The following is a 16500-nucleotide window of genomic DNA, read 5'->3' on the forward strand; positions in this document are numbered from 1 at the left end:
AACGACAGCACCGGGGAACCCTAAGAGACGGTTAACGGGGTAGGCGCGGCCGTCGGCTCGGATAGCGTGCCCGCGTGGTGCGACTGCTGCTCATCGAAGACGACCCGACGATACGGACGCCGCTGATTCGTGCCCTGCGCGAGCGCGATCACGCGGTCGCCGCCGCGCACACCGCGATGGGCGGCCTGCAGACCGCGCTGGACGAGCGTCCGGACCTCGTCATCCTCGATCTCGGCCTGCCGGATCTGGACGGCATCGAACTGCTGCGCATGTTGCGTGCGGTCAGCTCCGTACCGGTGATCATCGCGACGGCGAGGGACGATGAGGCGGCGATCATCCGAGGGCTGGACGCCGGCGCGGACGACTACGTGGTGAAACCGTTCACCGCTGCCCAACTGGACGCACGCATACGGGCGGTGCTCCGGCGCGGCCCCAACTCCCCGCAGAGCGTGGCCGCGGCGGTCGTCGGTGACCTGCGCATCGACCCGGGCACCCGCGAGGCGAGCCTTGCCGGTGCCAACCTTGATCTCACTCCCCGCGAGTTCGACCTCCTGTACCACCTCGCCAGCCGTGCCGGGCAGGTCGTCACCAAGCGGGAACTGCTCACCGAGGTATGGCGGGTGCCTTACGGCAGTGCCGACAAGACGGTGGACGTGCACCTGTCCTGGCTCCGTCGCAAACTCGGCGAGACCGCGCAGGCACCGAGTTACCTGCACACCGTGCGGGGAGTCGGAGTCCGGCTGAGCGCGCCCGGGGACCGCCGATGAGGCGTCGCCTGACCCTGCTCGTCGCGGCCACCATGTGCCTGGCACTCCTCGCGTTCGTGGTGCCCCTGGCACTGCTGCTGCGTACGGTGGCTCAGGACCGGGCCGTCGTCACCGCGAGCGCCGACGCGCAGAGCCTCGTCTCGCTGGTGGGGACCGCTGACCTTGACACCCTGCGGTTCAGCGTCGAGCACATGGCCGCCGGGTCCCGGGCGCCGATCACGGTCTTCCTGCCCGACGGGGAGGTGCTGGGCACACCGGCATCACGGACCAGCGCCGTGCTGCTCGCGGCCCGAGCGGGAGTCAGCAGGACCGTGGAACGGTCCGACGGCCGCGAGATAGTGATCGCCGTTCTGGGACGGCCGGACGGCACTGCCGTGATCCGCGCTTTCGTGCCCGCCGCCGAACTGACCCGCGGGGTCGCCCGGGCCTGGCTGGTGCTCGTCGGCCTCGGTGTCGCGGCTCTGCTTCTCGGTCTGCTCGTCGCCGACCGGCTCAGCCGCGCCCTGGTCGGCCCTATCGGGGAACTGTCCGCCGTGTCCCACCGGCTGGCCCGCGCAGACCTCACGGCACGCGCCCGCCCGGTCGGCCCGCCGGAACTGCGCGAGGTCGCCGGCGCGCTCAACCACCTTGCCGACCGGATCCAGGAGTTGCTCCGGGAGGAGCGCGAGCAGGTCGCCGACCTGTCTCATCGCCTGCGCGCGCCACTGACTTCCCTGCGGCTGGAGGCCGAGTCCCTGTCCGACGCCGACGCGCCCCGGATCGCGGCGCGCGTGGATGCCATGGAACGGGCGGTCACCGGCCTGATCAGCCAGGCCCGCCACCGTCGGGAGACCGACGTGGACGCGACCTGTGAGGCGACCACCTCGCTGCGCGACCGGGTGGCCTTCTGGACCGTGCTGGCCGAGGACACCGGCCGCGCGGTCACCCTCGACGTGTCGGCGAGCGGCCCACTGCACGTCGGTGTCCCCGCCGACGAACTCGCCGCCGCTCTGGACGCTCTGCTGGGCAACGTGTTCGCCCACACACCCGACGGCACCGCGTTCGCCGTCACCCTGGAGCCCCGGGCCGGCGGCGGAGGCCTGCTGACGGTGGCGGACGAAGGCCCCGGGCTGTCGGCCGACCTGGTCCGTCGTGGCGCCAGCCGTGGCGGTTCCACGGGCCTCGGACTGGACATCGCCCGTCGCGTCGCCCAATCCAGTGGAGGACGGCTGGACTTGGCGACCGGCCCGGCCGGCGGCGCCCGGGTGACTCTGGAGCTGGGGCCGCCCTCGCCTGGTCCGGTCCCGAACGGGCAGCCTTAGCCCGCTGTTAGCACTGCCGCAGCGCGGCCCTATCCCGGCTCGCGCGAACCTCCGAGCACCACACGGCATTCGTAGGAGGTTCGTCATGAAACGCACATCAGTCATCCTGCTCTCGGCGGGGGCGCTGGTTGCCGCGATCACCGGAACCGCTCTGGCGGGCGGCAACCAGGACGCGACACCCACCCGGAGCGCATCGTCGGCCCCGACCGCGACCGCTTCCGGAACAGCCACCGAGATCCCGACGCCGAGCCCGACGGCCGATGTGACGGCCGATGTGACGGTGAGTCCGACCACGCCCGCCAACGCCGCCGCGTCGGTGAGCAGTGGACGCGCCGGAGAGATCGCCCTTGCCCACGTGGGCGGTGGGACGATCACCGAGATCGAATCGGAAGTGGAGCACGGTCGTACGGCGTGGAGCGTGAAGATTCTCAGGAACGGCAGCCGGTACAAGGTGTATGTCGACCGGAGCAACGGCCAGATCACGAGGGCGGAGAGGAAGTCGGACGACGACGGGCCTGACGATCATCACAGGGGCGGTGACGACGATCGCTCCGGGAGCGAAGACCACGGTGGTCATCACGGCGACGGGGCCGACGACCACAGGGGTGGCAGTGACGACTAGGTGCATTGCCGTGTGAAGTCGTGATCAATCTTCGGGATCCCGTCCGCGGACAGGGAGTTGGGCTGTCAGGGGCGGAGGACATTCCGTTCTCCGCCCCGGACGGCTAATTCGTGGACTGCGCTTCGAGAATCAGTGTCGTCGTCAGCTGGATGTGGGAGGCGAGGGCGGCAGCGGCTTCGTCTGCGCGACCGTGTACGGCATGCTCGAGGATCGCGGAGTGCTCGGCCGCTGGATCGCGTGCCGAGTCGGACTGGTCAAGTGCTTCCGACCAACGCCTGTACAGGAGGGCGCTGTCGCGCAATGACGTCGCGATGGCGTAGAGGCGTGGACTGCCGCAACCGGACAGCAGGGCTGTGTGAAAAGCGGCGTGGGCGTCTTCCCAGGCGGCGGTGACGCGGGCGGGGTCAGCGGCGTCGCGCCGCGCGGTGTTGGCCAGGGTGTAGTGGGCGGCGACGAGTTCCGCACGCCATGTCAGGTCGTCGCGCTCGATCCCGCGGTGCAGGGCCAGGCACTCGACGTCGATCCGGGTGCGCGTGAGGTCCACGAGATCGTCCACGGAGATGGGGGACACCTGGAAGCCGACCTGAGGGCTGGCGTGGACCAGGCCCTGTTCGGACAGACGGCTGAGCACTTCGCGGACCAGCCCGACGCTTGCGTCGTAAGTACGGCACAGCGGGCTGAACTTGAGCCGCTCCCCGGGCGTGAAACGGCCGGCGAGGATGTCTGCGCGCAGGCGATCGTGCACGTCGTCGGTGCGGGTCTTGGCGGCGCTGGGCATGCACCTCACCTTACACATGCTCGATGAGTAGCAAGATATTCGAAAATCTCTTGACTTCTCGAATTTAGAGGCCGGAGACTCTGTGGCATGACAACCACAGATGGAGTCCGCTTCGTCGTCATCACCGGGGGCGGTACCGGGATCGGCGCGGCTGCGGCAGAACTGTTCGTCAACAGCGGGCACAGCGTGACGATTACCGGGCGGCGCAAGGACGTTCTCGCCGACACGGCCGCGCGACTGGGTGTGTCCTACCTCGCCTTCGATGCCGCGGACCCGAGTTCCGTCCAGGCGGCGCTCGATCAGTTGCCGGAGCGGGTGGATGTGCTGGTCAACAACGCGGGCGGCAACACCGATCGCCGCCGACAGGCCGTTGCCGAGGGCGACCTGGCCGGGGTCGCGGCAGCGTGGCGCGCGAACTTCGAGGCCAACGTGCTCCCGGTCGTCCTGGTCACGGAGGCGCTCAAGCCTCGCCTTGCGGAAGGCGCCCGCATCGTCACGGTCGGTTCGATCGCCGCGAAACGGGGCTCCGGCTCATACGGCTCGGCGAAGGCGGCGCTGGAGGCGTGGAACGTCGACACCGCTCGCACTCTGGCGCAGCGCACGGTCACGGCGAACCTAGTGGCCCCGGGCGTCACGCTGGACACCGAGTTCTTCGGCGGCGCGGTCTCGGACGAGTGGGTCCAGTCGCGGGTGTCCGCCGCGTTCGATCGTCGGGCGGCAACTCCGATGGAGGTGGCGGACATGATCTTCTTCCTCGCCCGTCCTGAGTCCGGCCATGTCACGGGTCAAGTGGTTCATGTGAACGGCGGCGCCTACGCGTCTTCGTGATGCTTTCCTGGAGTGGCCGTTGTCGTTCGGCGGCCTGGCGCGCGGGTTCAAGATCAGGGCAGGGTGAGGATGCGGGGGCCGTCCTGGGTGATGGCGATGGTGTGTTCGAAGTGGGCGGCGCGGCTGCCGTCGATCGTGCGCAGCGTCCACCCGTCGGCGTCCGTGTAGTAGTCGTTGTGGCCTCCGGCCATGAGCATGGGTTCGATGGCGAGGGTGAGGCCGTGGCGCAGGGGGAAGCCGCGGCCGGGTCGTCCGTGGTTGGGGACGTGGGGGTCTTCGTGCATCTGGCGGCCGATGCCGTGGCCGCCGAAGTCGGCCGGCATGCCGCAGGCGGCCTTGCGGGCGACCGTGCTGATGGCATGGGAGATGTCGCCGATGCGGTGGCCCGTGGTGGCGGCGGCGATGCCGGCGTCCAGGGCCTGCTGGGTGGCGGCGATCAGTTCGAGGTCGGCGCGGCGAGGGGTGCCGACGGTGAAGCTGATCGCGGCGTCGCCGGTCCAGCCGTCGAGTTCGGCTCCGCAGTCGACGCTGACCAGGTCTCCGTCACGCAGGCGGTAGTCGTTGGGGATGCCGTGCGCGACGGCGTCGTTGACGGACGCGCAGAGTACGGCCGGGAAGGGGATCGGGGCGAAGGAGGGCTGGTAGTCGAGGAACGGGGAGCTCGCTCCGGCCTCGGCCAGAACGGCGCGGGCGGCTTCGTCGAGCTCGCGCAGGCGCACTCCCACGGCTGACGCTGCGCGAGCGGCCGCGAGTGCGTCGGCCACGACGCGACCGGCCTCCCGCATGGACTCCAGTGCCTTGTCGGTCTTGATCTCCACCATGTGTCGTGTGCTCCCTGCGATGTGACGCTACCCAATACTTATACCGGTATTAGTATCACGGACATGGTGAGAGTTCCTCTGAGCCCGCAGGAGCGGCAACGTGGAGAGCGCTTCGGGGCACTGCTCCGCGAGGCCCGCGGTGACCGCAGCATGGTCGACGTGGCAGCGGCCGCCGGGGTGGCCGCGGAAACCCTCCGCAAGATCGAGACCGGCCGGGCCCCGAGCCCGGCTTTCTTCACCGTGACTGCCCTGGCCCACGCCCTGCATCTGTCACTCGACGACCTGGCCGCGGCCTGCGCGGAAGACGTCGACGCCGGCGAACGGGCAATGTCGGCCTGAACATCAGGAGATCCGCAGTCCGACCGAAAGGCAGAGGTCCGGACATGGCAGGGGAATGCCGACTCTCGCCGCGTGACCCCGGCAGATGATGATCGTTGTCCGGCGTGTGATCGCTACTTCATGCCGTGCCGCAGGTCATGGGTAGCGTGCGGGACCCGTCGTCACGGTTGCCATGCGGACACCGCCGATGGCGCCGTCTCCCGGGCTCCGGTCACCTTTCCCCTTGCAGGTTCTCCGGCTTGCCGTTCGGTGCCGGTATGAGAAGGAAACGGATCTCCACCCTGATGAGCATCACTGTCCCACCGAGTGTCCTCGCTGTTCCCGCTGAGGTTCATGATCGTCGGCTGCGGGCGATGCGCGCCGAGGTTCTGCGTCTGACCGACGACGTCATCTCCAGCGGGATTTTCCACGGCGGGCCGCGAGTACAGGAACTGGAACGTGTGGCCGGTCGGCTGTGGGGCGGCCATCCGGTGGGCGCGAGTTCAGGCACGATGGCCCTGGAGACAGCCTGCAGGGCGCTCGGTATCGGGGCGGGAGACGAGGTGATCGTGCCGGCGCTGACGTTCGTCTCCACCGGGTTCGCTCCCGCGCGCACCGGCGCCGTCCCGGTCGTCGTAGACATCGACCCGCGCACCCGGACGTTGTGCGCCGACGCCGTACGGGCCGCCATCACTCCACGCACCAAAGCTGTCATCCCGGTCCACATGTACGGCCAGTGCGCCGACATGGACGCCCTCGACGCGATCGCCGGACGGCACGGCCTCGCCGTCATCGAGGACTGCGCCCAGGCCGCTGGTGCCACCCACCACGCCCGGGCGGCCGGCACCCTGGGCGACATCGGCTGCTTCTCCATGTGGGCCGGCAAGAACCTCGGCGGCCTCAGCGACGCCGGGCTGCTCATCGCACGCGACTCCGACATGGTCCCGTTGCTGCGTCAACTCGTCGACCTCGGCCGGTACGGGGACCGCCACGTCCACCACGTCCCGGGGCACCGTGGCCGGCTGGGCGAACTCGACGCAGCCGTCATCACCCACCAGCTCAGCCTGCTTCCACAGTGGATCGAGCAGCGCCGTGCCATCGCCGACCACTACAACACCGCGTTCACCGGCCTGCCTCTGCAGACGCCGACCGACGCACCGGGCCGCCCGCACACCTACTACAAGTACTGGATCACCCTGCCCACCGTGGTGGAGGCCCGACGCCTGGCCGACCGGCTCGCCGAGGCGCAGATCACCGTCGAACGGATCTACCCGGTTCTGCCGCACCAACAGCCCGCCTTCTCCCACCTTCCGCACCGCGTGGATTCCGCGGAGCACGCCCTGGACCTCACCGCCCGCACCGTCTGTCTGCCCATCGCACCAGAACTCACCCAGGAGGAGATCGATCACGTGATCCACACCGTGCTCGCCTGCCACTGACCGGACCCTCGGGCCGCTCGGTCCATCCGCTGGACCGCGATGTGCAGGCGGGGTGACGGTGCCGGTTCACCCGTTTGGAGGGTCGTCGGACGACCGCCTGGCCCTCCGCGCCCTTGGCCAAGGAGGCTTCCGTATACGGAACTTCGCATGTGGGGGCCTTGCCGGAGTACGAACCTCTGGTCGCGGTGGTCCCCGCCACCGGTATCGGGACGGCGGCAACGCGACCGGTACTGGTCGCGCTGGAGGACCTGCGGCGACGCACGGTGGCGGGAACCGCGCTGGAGCGGTGCGCGCGTTTCGTCGCCTCCTACGCGTCGTTCGCCGAGGCGGCCTGGGAGGAGGCCGGTGGCGTGAGAGCTCGTATGCACCCTCTTCCCAGGGGGCGCCATGGTTGTGCCTCAGGGGGGCGGGGGGCCTTGCAGCACGAGGGCGAGGCTGTGTTCGGCGTCGTCGGTCAGCGCATCGTGGAAGGCCTCGTCGTAGGCGTCGTCACCGGCCGCCTCGCGGGCCTGCAGCTCCCATTGGTCACGGACCTCGGAGAGTTCGGGTGTGCCGTGATTCGGGTGGCCGAGCATGCGCCAGAAGGTGTTCCCGGTTCCGGATGTGCGGGCGGCCCCAACGCCGTTGCCCTGGACGGCGTTCGCTCCGGTGAGAAGGTCGAGGGCGAGGGCGATTCCCAGGTTGTCGTTGAGGTTGTGCTTGCTGGTGAGCATGGCTCGTGCGTGGCGTTCGGCGTCGTGCGCGCGGCCCTGGAGGAGGTCGATGAAGGCGAGTTGGTGGAACGCGTACGACCGCGCCCAGTGCTCGCCGTACTGGAGGCTGAGACGGCGCAGGCCGATGGCCGCTTCGTAGGCCTCGGTCAGTTGGCCCAGCGCGGAATGGGCGAAGGTCCGGATCACCATGCAGCAGAGCTGTGGTGCGCCCGCGGGGGGCGACGTGCTGTGGGCGATCAAGGCGTGGTCGCTCACGTCGTACGCGGCCTGGGGACGGCCGGCCATGAGGTGGGTGAGGCCGAGCGTGTGACCGGCGAAGAGCTCGGACTGCGGGGTGCCGTCCAGTCGCGCCGCCTCGGCGCATTGCTCCCCGACGCGCAGAGCGGTGTGGTGGTCGCCCTGAAGGGTGAGGGTGATGCCCAGGGCCCAGAGTGCGCGGGTGCGGGACGGACCCTTGGGCGTGTCGAGAGCCAGGACGCGTTCTAGATAGTCGCGGGATTCGTGGAGGTGCCCACAGCAGGGCCAGAACAGGCCCGTTCGGCCGGCCATTTCGACGGCGGCCACGGGTTCCGCCTCGATGAGGTGGTCGAGCGCGGCGCGGATGTCGGCGTGGCTCGCGGAGATCCGCGCGTACCAGGCGACCTGCCGGTCGCTGAGCCAGCCGGCTTCGGCCCTGCCCAGCATGGAGGCGAAGTGCGCGGCATGGAGTCGGACGAGGGCGCGCTCCTCACCGAGTTCCGCGAGCCACATGGCTCCGTACTCGCACAATGTGTCGAGCATGCGGTAGCGGGTGCCCGCCCGTTGGAGGACAGACTGATCGACCAGCCGCTCGAGAAGCCGAGGGATGTCGTGCTCACCCAGCGGACCGCCCGCGCAGACGGACTGGGCGTCCGCCACTTCGACAGGGCCGCGGAAGACAGAGAGCCTGGCCCACAGCAGGCGCTCGAGTGGGGAACACAGTTCATGGCTCCAGCCGATGGCCGTGCGAAGGGCTCGGTGGCGCCGCGGCCACACCGTCTCGTCGACGAGAGTGTCGAGTCGTGAGCCGAGGCGCTCGGCGATCTCCGTGAGGCTGCTCTCCCGCAGGCGCGCGCAGGCGAGTTCGACGGCGAGCGGTATTCCCTCCAGACGGTGGCAGATGGCGGATACGGCTTCGGTGGAGTCGGGGGAGTCGAGGGACACGGTGGGAGCAGCCGTGGCGCAGCGCTCGCGGAACAGGCGCACCGCGTCTCCGCTGCCGCCGTCGTCCATGGAGAGCGGAGCCACCTCGATACGGTGCTCACCATGGACACCGAGGGGCTTTCTGCTGGTGGCCATGACGGTCAACTGCGGTGCGGCGGTGAGGAGTTCGCTCACCAGAGCCAGGCAGGAGGCCAGCACGCGTTCGCAGCAGTCGAAGACGAGCAGGACCTCCCGGCCGGTCAGCCATTCGCACAGCGCCTCGACGGGGGCGCGGGGATTGTGGTCCAGGAGATCGACCGCGTCGCAGACCGTGGTGGTGAACAACCGGTCGTCGTAGAGGTTGGACAAGTCGACCCACCAGACCCCGTCGGCGTACCGACTCCTGACCTGCTCTGCGACGCGCAGGGCCAGACGGCTCTTACCGACACCGCCGCCACCGGTGAGGGTGACCGTTCGGTGCTGGGCCAACGCCGTTGTGACTCTGTCGAGTTCGCTGTCGCGGCCGACGAAGCTGGTCGTCATGACGGGGAGGTTGCCTACCACAGCTCTATCCTGCCTAGCCCGCGCGCAGGTCCAACCGCTCTTACGGAAAACAGTCACAAGCGATCGAGTTCGGCAGCTATTCGATCGAACGGTGCCTGTAGCCGACGAGGTTGAGCACTCCACCTGACCTCTCGGGCCCGACCGCACTACATGGCGACGCACAGGCCCCATCCCGCCCCACGGGCGACGGCGTGAGCGACGTGGGCGGCCGCGACGTCGAGGGCGGCGTGACCGGTCGACTTGAACAGGGTGAGTTCGCTGTCGTCGCGGCGGCCGGGGCTGTCGCCGGCCAGGACCGCGCCGAGCAGTGTCACCGGCCGCTCGGGCGGGAGGCCCTGCAACTCGTGCGCACCGGACGGGGGCCGGGTGGCAGCGGCACCGGACCATTCGGCGAAGAGGGTGGCGTCGCGGACGGTCGCGGCGTCCAGTTCGGGTCCGTGGGAGCCGCCCACTGAGCTGATGTGCGTGCCGGGGGCGAGCCAGTCGCGGTGGATCACCGGCTGTACGGCGCCGGTGCAGCAGAACACCGTTCCGGCCTCGCGTACGGCGTCCTCGATGCTCCGCGCGGCCCGGCCGGCGGGGTGCAGGGCCGCCGCGCTCTCCACCCGCCCGGGGTCACGGCCGGCGACGAGGACGGGGGTCGTGGGATCGAGCTCCGCGAGCAGGGTCAACTGGGCGCGAGCCTGCGCGCCCGTTCCGACGACGGCGACCGGGCCGCCGTCCGGACGGGCCAGGGCCCGGGCGCTCAGACTGGCGCTCGCGGCGGTGCGGAGCTCGGTGAGTGGTTCGGCGTCCATCAGGGCCAGGGGGCGGCCGTCCATCGCGTCGAAGAGCGCGACGATGCCACGGTGACTGCTGCGCCCGGGCCGCTCGGGATCGGCGAACACGGAGACGAGCTTGGCGGCGAGCCCGAGGCCGGGCACGTGACCGGGCATGGCGCCGAGCAGACCGCCCGGGGCGTGCGCCGCGATCCGCGGGGGCGCGGAAACCTCGTCACGGGCGATCGCGACCAGCGCCGTCGCCACGGCATCCATCACGCGCCGCGGTTCGAGCGCGGCGCGTGTCTGCGCGCTGTCCAGGAAACGGATCTCGCTCATGCCGGACCTTCCGTGGATGGGGGCACGTCGGCGGCGGCCGTCGAGGACTCGGTCGTAGCAAGGGAACTGGCCGCGCCCGGGGCCGAGTCCGTGGAGGTGGAGAGGGGACCGGGCCCGGCCGCGTCGATGGCGGTGGCGGTGGCGGTGGCGGTGGACGGGATCGAGATCTGTGTTGAACCCGGTGCGGGTGATCCGGAACCGGCGAGAATCCGGCCCAGCTCGTCCGTCGCCTCGCGCAGCGACTCCCGCAGCAGCGCGAGCCGGGTCTCGTCGAACTCCGCGCCCAGGCCGACCACGGTCAGGGCGCAGACCGGCGCGCCCGGACGTATGAGCACGGCTCGGCCGAGCGAGGCGACAGGCTGTTCGTTCCGCCCGTACTCGACGGCGAATCCGGTGCGTTCGGTGCGTTCGATGTCGGCCAGCAGTCCGTCAGGTCCTTCCAGCGGATACCCGTCGGCCTCGGCGGTCTTGACGTAGGGGGCCCGGTCGGCAGGTTCGAGGGCGGCGACCAGGGCGAGCGGACCGGCGAACCGGTGGACCGGCAGGGCCTCGCCCAGCAGACGGCTGATCATCGCGAGGCGCTCCGGCCGTACGACGTCGATCACGCGGGAGCGGTCGACCTCGGGAACCTGAAGGTTGACCATCATCCCGGTGCGCTCGGACAACGCGTCGAGAACGGGCCGGGCGAGGGCTCCGAGCGAGTTCCTGGCGGCCGAGGACGACAGTCGCAGGACGGCCGTACCGGGCAGATAGCGGTCGCCCGCGCGCAGCACCCATCCACGCCTGACCAGCTCGACGAGCACCCGATAGGCGGTCGCACGGTGCAGGCCGACCTCCTCGGCCAGGTCGGTGAGGCGCGGCGGCTGCGGCGCCCGCGCCACGGCCTCTACGAGGTCGAGGGCCTTGTCCACCGCGGTCCGTGTTTCTGCGGGCAATGCGGACCCTCCTTGTGATGCCGCCGGACGTGAGCGTACGGTAGCCCATGTTTCGCGGAACGATACGTCTGTTACGTAGAGCGTAACAACTCCAGGAGCCGGGCATCGGCCGGACGGACAGTCGTCCGGCCGTGACGGTGCCGCGACGGTCCAGACATAGCTACGACGAGGTGAAGATGACGGACGAGGCTTCGGGGGCATCGGCCCCGCACGCGCCCGCGGTTGACGGAACCGTCGCGTTGTACCGCGGCGCGACGCTGTTCGACGGAACCGGGCGTCCCGCCCGGCGTTCCACGTCGATCGTGGTCGACGGTCAGGTCATCCGAGCGGTCGGCGACGACGCGACGATCGCCGCGGAACTGCCCGCCGACGCACAGGTCTTCGACCTGGAAGGCCGCTTCGTCGTCCCCGGACTGGTCGACGCGCACCAGCACCTTGCGACCCCGCCCGACCGGCCCGTGGCCGAGGCGGTGCTCCGTCGGCTGGTCTACAGCGGTGTCACCGCCATCCGTGACATGGCCGACGACCTGCGTCAGGTGGGAGATCTGGCGCGGGCCGCACTCGTCGGCGAGATCCCCTCTCCCGACATCCGGTACGCGGCGCTGATGGCGGGCCCCGGCTTCTTCGACGACCCGCGCACCCACCAGGTGTCGCAGGGTGAGACGCCCGGCGCCGTGCCGTGGATGCAGGCGATCACGAAGGACACCGACCTGCGCATGGCGGTCGCGCTGGCCCGCGGAACCCACGCCTCGGCAATCAAGGTGTACGCGGACCTCGACCACACCACCGTCGCCGCCATCACCGCGGAGGCGCACCGTCAGGGCATTCCCGTCTGGGCCCACGCGACCGTCTTCCCGGCGTCACCCGGCCAGATCGTCGCGGCCGGCGCGGACAGCGTCTCGCACGTCACCCTGCTCGCCTTCGAGGGCACGGACGAACCATTGACGAGCTACAAGCACAAACCAAGGGTCGCGTACGAGAGGTTCGCCGCCGGAGACGACCCCCGCGTCGAGGAACTCTTCGCTCTGATGCGACGCCGCGGCACCGTCCTCGACGCCACCGCCGGCATGTGGGCGAGCGAGGCCCTGGCCGGTGAGGGACCCGAGGACGCGGCGCGGGCGGCGGCCAACACCGAACTCGCCGCGGTGCTCACCGCGCAGGCCCACCGGGCCGGCGTGGACATCGCGACCGGCACGGACTACGAGACCGACCCCAAGGAGCTATTCCCGGCTCTGTACGAGGAGTTGTCCTTCCTCGTGCGCCGCTGCGGGATGTCACCCGAGCAGGTGTTGCGCTCAGCCACACTGATCGGCGCCCGCAGCGCCGGCGCGGAGGACGTCATGGGCAGCGTCGAAGCGGGCAAGCTGGCCAACTTCGTTGTCCTGGAGGACGATCCGCTGCTGGACATCGAGCACCTGCGGAGCGTCACTCTGACCGTCAAGCGCGGCCGTCGCTTCCATCGCCGTGAGTTCGACGGCACCGCCTCCCGAGCGGAGCAGTCCACCCAAGTCCCCTCCCCCGAGGGCGAGAAGCCCGGAGCGACCCACCGCGGCGAGGAGACCCGATGACCGCCCTCCCTCTGATCGTGAACGCGCTCGGGCAGCTCGACAACCCGAACGCGCCGCAGTCGGCCGAAGCCGCCGCCGAGCTCAACCCCTCCAGCGAGCAACTCACCATCGACGCGCGCACCTTGGCCGACGCCCACGCCTCGGGTCTCACCGCCGTCAACATCACGCTCGGCTACACGATGGGCGACCTGCCGCCTTACGAGCACACGCTGTACGAGATCGACGTGTGGGACGGGATCATCCGCGACAACGCGGCCGACCTCCTCAAGGTCCGTACCGTCGCCGACGTCCACCGGGCCAGGCGCGAGGGCCGGGTCGGTGTCATCTACGGCTTCCAGAACGCCGTGGCCGTCGGTGACGACACCGGCCGCATCGCCACGTTCGCCGATAGAGGCGTGGGGGTCGTCCAGCTCACGTACAACCAGGCCAACCACATCGGCGACGGCTCGATGGCGCCCGACAACCGGGGACTGACCGACTTCGGCCGCAGCGTCGTCGAGGCCCTGGACGAGCAGCACCTCATGGTCGACCTCTCCCACAGTGGTGAACGCACCTGCCTGGATGCCGCCAGGACGGCCCGGCTCCCCGTGTCGATCAACCACACCGGCTGCCGGGCCCTCGCCGACCTGCCCCGCAACAAGACGGACGAGGAACTGCGCCTGGTGGCCTCGCGCGGCGGCTTCGTGGGCATCTACTTCATGCCGTTCCTGAACCTGTCCGGCCACGCGACCGCCGCCGACGTCGTCGAGCACATCGTCCACGCGGTGAACGTGTGCGGCGAGGACCATGTCGGCATCGGCACCGACGGGACCGTCACCTCCATCGACGACCTCGACTCCTACCGCGCGCAACTCGCCGAGCACGTTGCCCTGCGGCGCGAGGCCGGCGTCGGCGCGGCGGGGGAGCGGGACGACACGCTGCCGTTCGTGCTCGACCTGCGGGGAGTCGACCAGTTCCGTGACCTGATCCGCCGTCTTGAACAGCGGGGTTACAGCTCCGGCCGCATCGAGAAGATCCTCGGCACCAACTTCCTGGACTACGCCGACCGGGTGTGGACGCCGGAGGCTTCGTCTCCGTAACTCTCGCCGGAGGGCGGCCGTGCAAGCGCGCGTCCAGGGTGCCCTGTTGGCCCCACTCCGGGCGTGACCACGGTCCCGCGCCCACGGCGCCTTGAACACCGTTGTGGACGGCCGCGGCGCTATCGGAGGTAGTCGCCGGCCTGGGCTCCAAGTACATGGAGGAGGGCCAGAGCTTCGGCGCTGGGGGAACCCTGCGGTGCGCTGTAGAGCACGAGGTGCTGGTCGCGGTCGGTGAGTGTGAGTGAGTCGCAGTCGACGGTGATCTCCCCGACGACCGGGTGACGGAAAGTCTTCGTGAGCACCGGCGCGGCCTGCACGTCGTGCCGCTCCCAGAGGCGGGCGAAGTCGGGGCTGGCGTCGCGGAGTTCGTCCACAAGGCCGGTCACCGCGGTGTCCGTCGGGTAGCGGGCGAGGGTGGTACGGAGTTCCATGACGACCTGGTGCCGGAACTCGGCGGCGTCGGAGATCCCGTACAGCGTCGCGTCAGGTCGTGCCGGTCCGAGGAACGCCCGGCGCGCGAGATTGCGGTCCGTCGGGGGGATGGCGGCAAAGTCTTCCATGAGCGCGACCGCGAGGTCGTTCCACGCGAGCACCTCGAACGCGGCGGAAATCACGATAGCGGCCGTCTGCGGCAGCCGCTCGATGAGCGCGAGGATGCTCGGGCGGACGTCGCGCCGGAGCATCCGGGTACGGATCGGCGCCGTACCCGCGAGGACGTGGAGGTGGTCGGACTCGGCGTCGGTGAGCCGCAGCGCGCCCGCGATCCCGGCGAGGACCTCGCCCGACGGCCGGGGTGCCCTGCCCTGCTCGAGCCGGACGTAGTACTCCGTGGAGATGTGCGCGAGGACCGCGGCCTCCTCGCGGCGCAGCCCCGGTGTCCGGCGGCGCGGTCCGGAGGGGAGGCCGACGTCCTCCGGCCGGAGCCGCTCGCGACGGCTGCGGAGGAACGCCCCTAGCTCCTGCTTGTTCATACTCCAACTCTGCACGCTGCGCGGCGGCGGATCCTGGTACAGCCTGTGCCTGCATCCGGCCTGGAGGCCGGCCGGACACTGTCGTCATGACGAACAGCACTGACATCAAACCCATCGGCCTGCTCACCGGCAAGGTCGTCTTCATCACCGGCGCCAGCCGCGGCATCGGGGCGGCGGCGGCCCGGCTCTTCGCCTCCGAGGGCGCCGCCGTCGTGCTCGCCGCCCGCGGCACCGCCGCCCTCGACCGCATCGTCACCGAGGTCCGCGCGGACGGAGGAGTCGCCGACGCGGTGACGCTGGACCTCGCCGACCGCGCGAGCGTCCGCGCGGCGGTCGGTCGCGTCGAGGAGCTGCACGGACGGCTCGACGGCGCCTTCAACAACGGCGCGGCGGTCCAACAGCCCGGCCCGCTCGACACCACGAGCGACGAGGACATCGACGTGCAGTTCGCCGTGAACTTCCGCTCGCACTGGACCGCCATGACCGCCGAGGCCGCACTCATGCGACAGAGCGGTGGCGGGGCGATCGTCAACACCTCGAGCATCGGCAGCCGCCGTGCGAACCCCGCACTCCCCGCGTACGGCGCCATGAAGCGCGCGCTCAACAGCATCACCGAGACCGCCGCCGTGACCTGGGCCCGTGACGGCATCAGGGTGAACGGGATCACCCCCGGCGGCACCGCCACGGAAATGATCGACGCGTGGGAGGCGGCCACCCCCGGCATCATCGAGCGGGTCGAGGCAGCGATCCCGCTCGGCCGGATGGCCGAACCCCACGAGGTCGCCGAGGTCGCCGCGTGGCTGCTCAGTGACCGTGCCTCGATGGTGACCGGCGCGATCGTGCCGGTCGACGGCGGCGCCGGCGCCTGAGGGGATCGCCTGGCCAAGCCATGGCGCGACGTCGCCGCAATCGGTGACACTCGTGCGCCGCCCGGTGATGGAGGCGCCCGGTGTCACGCCGATCACCGGGGCAGCGGCCCGGCTCCGCACGACCGGCCGGGCCGCGCTCAGGGACCGGAGGGTGAGGCGCCGTTGGCGTCGGGCTCCTCGATCGTGCCGCCGAGCCCGTCGCGGGCGGCTTCCATCGCCGAGCGCGGGTTCGCGGACAGGGCCCACCGGTTCCCGACGAGGTAGACGCCGCCGTACATCTGGGAGACGTCGAGCCAGTCGCGCTGGCCCTGGGGGGTGTCGAAGGTCAGAAGGACGTATTCGGCACCGTCCGCCTCGCAGGTGCCCTGGCGGAAGTCGAGGGTTTTGCCCGCTTCCTTGGGCTTCGTGCAGCCGACCGCCTTCGCCAACTCCTCCAGTGTCGCGGGCTCGGCGCTCGGCGCCGGGCTGGTCCGGGGGCCGGCCGACTGCGCGTTCGCCGTTGATACGCGTTCCCCCGTGTCCTGTTTCTCCGCCGACGAGTCGCTGCATCCCGCGATCAGTAGCGTCGCCGACGCGGCGAGGCCGGTGGTGACGAGGAGGCGGCGGGTGGGACGGGGCATGAGAACTCCACGGTCGGGGCTGAGGGCCGGGTCTTCCCTCGGGGTACGT

General features: G+C 70.5%; 16 protein-coding genes. 9 read left to right on the forward strand and 7 right to left on the reverse strand.

Annotation, left to right across the window (positions count from 1 at the left end):
• Positions 1-74 precede the first annotated feature (74 nt).
• The 3 genes from ACIBLC_RS28075 (at position 75) to ACIBLC_RS28085 (ending at position 2690) form a co-directional block, all read left to right on the forward strand.
• Positions 75-767 carry a response regulator transcription factor gene (locus ACIBLC_RS28075; protein ID WP_399214018.1) on the forward strand — a complete coding sequence of 231 codons (693 nt, stop codon included), beginning with the start codon at positions 75-77 and terminating at the stop codon, positions 765-767.
• Positions 764-2068: a sensor histidine kinase gene (locus ACIBLC_RS28080; protein ID WP_399214019.1), complete on the forward strand. Its 1305-nt coding sequence runs from the start codon at positions 764-766 to the stop codon at positions 2066-2068. Before ACIBLC_RS28075 ends, ACIBLC_RS28080 begins: the two co-directional genes overlap by 4 nt.
• 85 nt (positions 2069-2153) lie before the next feature.
• The gene (locus tag ACIBLC_RS28085) at positions 2154-2690 is read left to right on the forward strand and encodes a PepSY domain-containing protein (protein ID WP_399214020.1); all 537 of its coding nucleotides are present in this window, start codon (positions 2154-2156) and stop codon (positions 2688-2690) included.
• A gap of 103 nt (positions 2691-2793) precedes the next feature.
• Here ACIBLC_RS28085 and ACIBLC_RS28090 read toward each other — a convergent pair whose 3' ends face one another.
• A complete protein-coding gene (locus tag ACIBLC_RS28090) occupies positions 2794-3468 on the reverse strand; it encodes a GntR family transcriptional regulator (protein ID WP_399214021.1) in 675 nt (224 codons plus the stop codon).
• 87 nt (positions 3469-3555) lie between these two features.
• Here ACIBLC_RS28090 and ACIBLC_RS28095 point away from each other — a divergent pair, with 87 nt between their 5' ends.
• The gene (locus tag ACIBLC_RS28095; RefSeq protein WP_399214022.1) at positions 3556-4296 is read left to right on the forward strand and encodes an SDR family NAD(P)-dependent oxidoreductase; all 741 of its coding nucleotides are present in this window, start codon (positions 3556-3558) and stop codon (positions 4294-4296) included.
• Between the two features lie 53 nt (positions 4297-4349).
• On the opposite strand, the gene map is transcribed toward ACIBLC_RS28095, so the two are convergent.
• Positions 4350-5117 (reverse strand): type I methionyl aminopeptidase, encoded by a 768-nt coding sequence (gene map, locus ACIBLC_RS28100; RefSeq protein WP_399214023.1) that lies wholly within the window; start codon positions 5115-5117, stop codon positions 4350-4352.
• A gap of 63 nt (positions 5118-5180) precedes the next feature.
• On the opposite strand from map, the gene ACIBLC_RS28105 reads away from it, so the two are divergent.
• Both ACIBLC_RS28105 and ACIBLC_RS28110 read left to right on the forward strand, forming a co-directional pair.
• The gene (locus ACIBLC_RS28105; RefSeq protein WP_399214024.1) at positions 5181-5456 is read left to right on the forward strand and encodes a helix-turn-helix domain-containing protein; all 276 of its coding nucleotides are present in this window, start codon (positions 5181-5183) and stop codon (positions 5454-5456) included.
• 353 nt (positions 5457-5809) lie between these two features.
• Positions 5810-6874 carry a DegT/DnrJ/EryC1/StrS family aminotransferase gene (locus ACIBLC_RS28110; protein ID WP_399214025.1) on the forward strand — a complete coding sequence of 355 codons (1065 nt, stop codon included), beginning with the start codon at positions 5810-5812 and terminating at the stop codon, positions 6872-6874.
• A gap of 398 nt (positions 6875-7272) precedes the next feature.
• Here ACIBLC_RS28110 and ACIBLC_RS28115 read toward each other — a convergent pair whose 3' ends face one another.
• The 3 genes from ACIBLC_RS28115 to ACIBLC_RS28125 form a co-directional block, all read right to left on the reverse strand.
• Positions 7273-9291 (reverse strand): ATP-binding protein, encoded by a 2019-nt coding sequence (locus ACIBLC_RS28115; protein WP_399214026.1) that lies wholly within the window; start codon positions 9289-9291, stop codon positions 7273-7275.
• 167 nt (positions 9292-9458) lie between these two features.
• Complete coding sequence (locus tag ACIBLC_RS28120; RefSeq protein ID WP_399214028.1) at positions 9459-10409, reverse strand: ornithine cyclodeaminase family protein; 951 nt, start codon at positions 10407-10409, stop codon at positions 9459-9461.
• Positions 10406-11344 carry an IclR family transcriptional regulator gene (locus ACIBLC_RS28125; protein WP_399214029.1) on the reverse strand — a complete coding sequence of 313 codons (939 nt, stop codon included), beginning with the start codon at positions 11342-11344 and terminating at the stop codon, positions 10406-10408. Before ACIBLC_RS28125 ends, ACIBLC_RS28120 begins: the two co-directional genes overlap by 4 nt.
• A gap of 176 nt (positions 11345-11520) precedes the next feature.
• On the opposite strand from ACIBLC_RS28125, the gene ACIBLC_RS28130 reads away from it, so the two are divergent.
• Both ACIBLC_RS28130 and ACIBLC_RS28135 read left to right on the forward strand, forming a co-directional pair.
• Positions 11521-12912, forward strand: coding sequence for an amidohydrolase family protein (locus ACIBLC_RS28130; protein WP_399214030.1), 1392 nt, complete (start codon positions 11521-11523; stop codon positions 12910-12912).
• The gene (locus ACIBLC_RS28135) at positions 12909-13991 is read left to right on the forward strand and encodes a dipeptidase (RefSeq protein ID WP_399214032.1); all 1083 of its coding nucleotides are present in this window, start codon (positions 12909-12911) and stop codon (positions 13989-13991) included. Before ACIBLC_RS28130 ends, ACIBLC_RS28135 begins: the two co-directional genes overlap by 4 nt.
• A gap of 119 nt (positions 13992-14110) precedes the next feature.
• Here ACIBLC_RS28135 and ACIBLC_RS28140 read toward each other — a convergent pair whose 3' ends face one another.
• A complete protein-coding gene (locus tag ACIBLC_RS28140; RefSeq protein ID WP_399214033.1) occupies positions 14111-14962 on the reverse strand; it encodes a helix-turn-helix transcriptional regulator in 852 nt (283 codons plus the stop codon).
• Between the two features lie 86 nt (positions 14963-15048).
• On the opposite strand from ACIBLC_RS28140, the gene ACIBLC_RS28145 reads away from it, so the two are divergent.
• Entirely contained in the window at positions 15049-15831 is a 783-nt protein-coding gene (locus tag ACIBLC_RS28145) for an SDR family NAD(P)-dependent oxidoreductase (protein ID WP_399214034.1), read from the forward strand.
• A 137-nt stretch (positions 15832-15968) separates the two neighbouring features.
• Here the strand turns inward: ACIBLC_RS28145 and ACIBLC_RS28150 are convergent, their stop codons facing one another.
• A complete protein-coding gene (locus tag ACIBLC_RS28150; protein WP_399214035.1) occupies positions 15969-16451 on the reverse strand; it encodes a hypothetical protein in 483 nt (160 codons plus the stop codon).
• Positions 16452-16500 lie beyond the last annotated feature (49 nt).

It is taken from the genome of Streptomyces sp. NPDC050535, from assembly GCF_044457665.1.
Classification (GTDB): domain Bacteria; phylum Actinomycetota; class Actinomycetes; order Streptomycetales; family Streptomycetaceae; genus Streptomyces.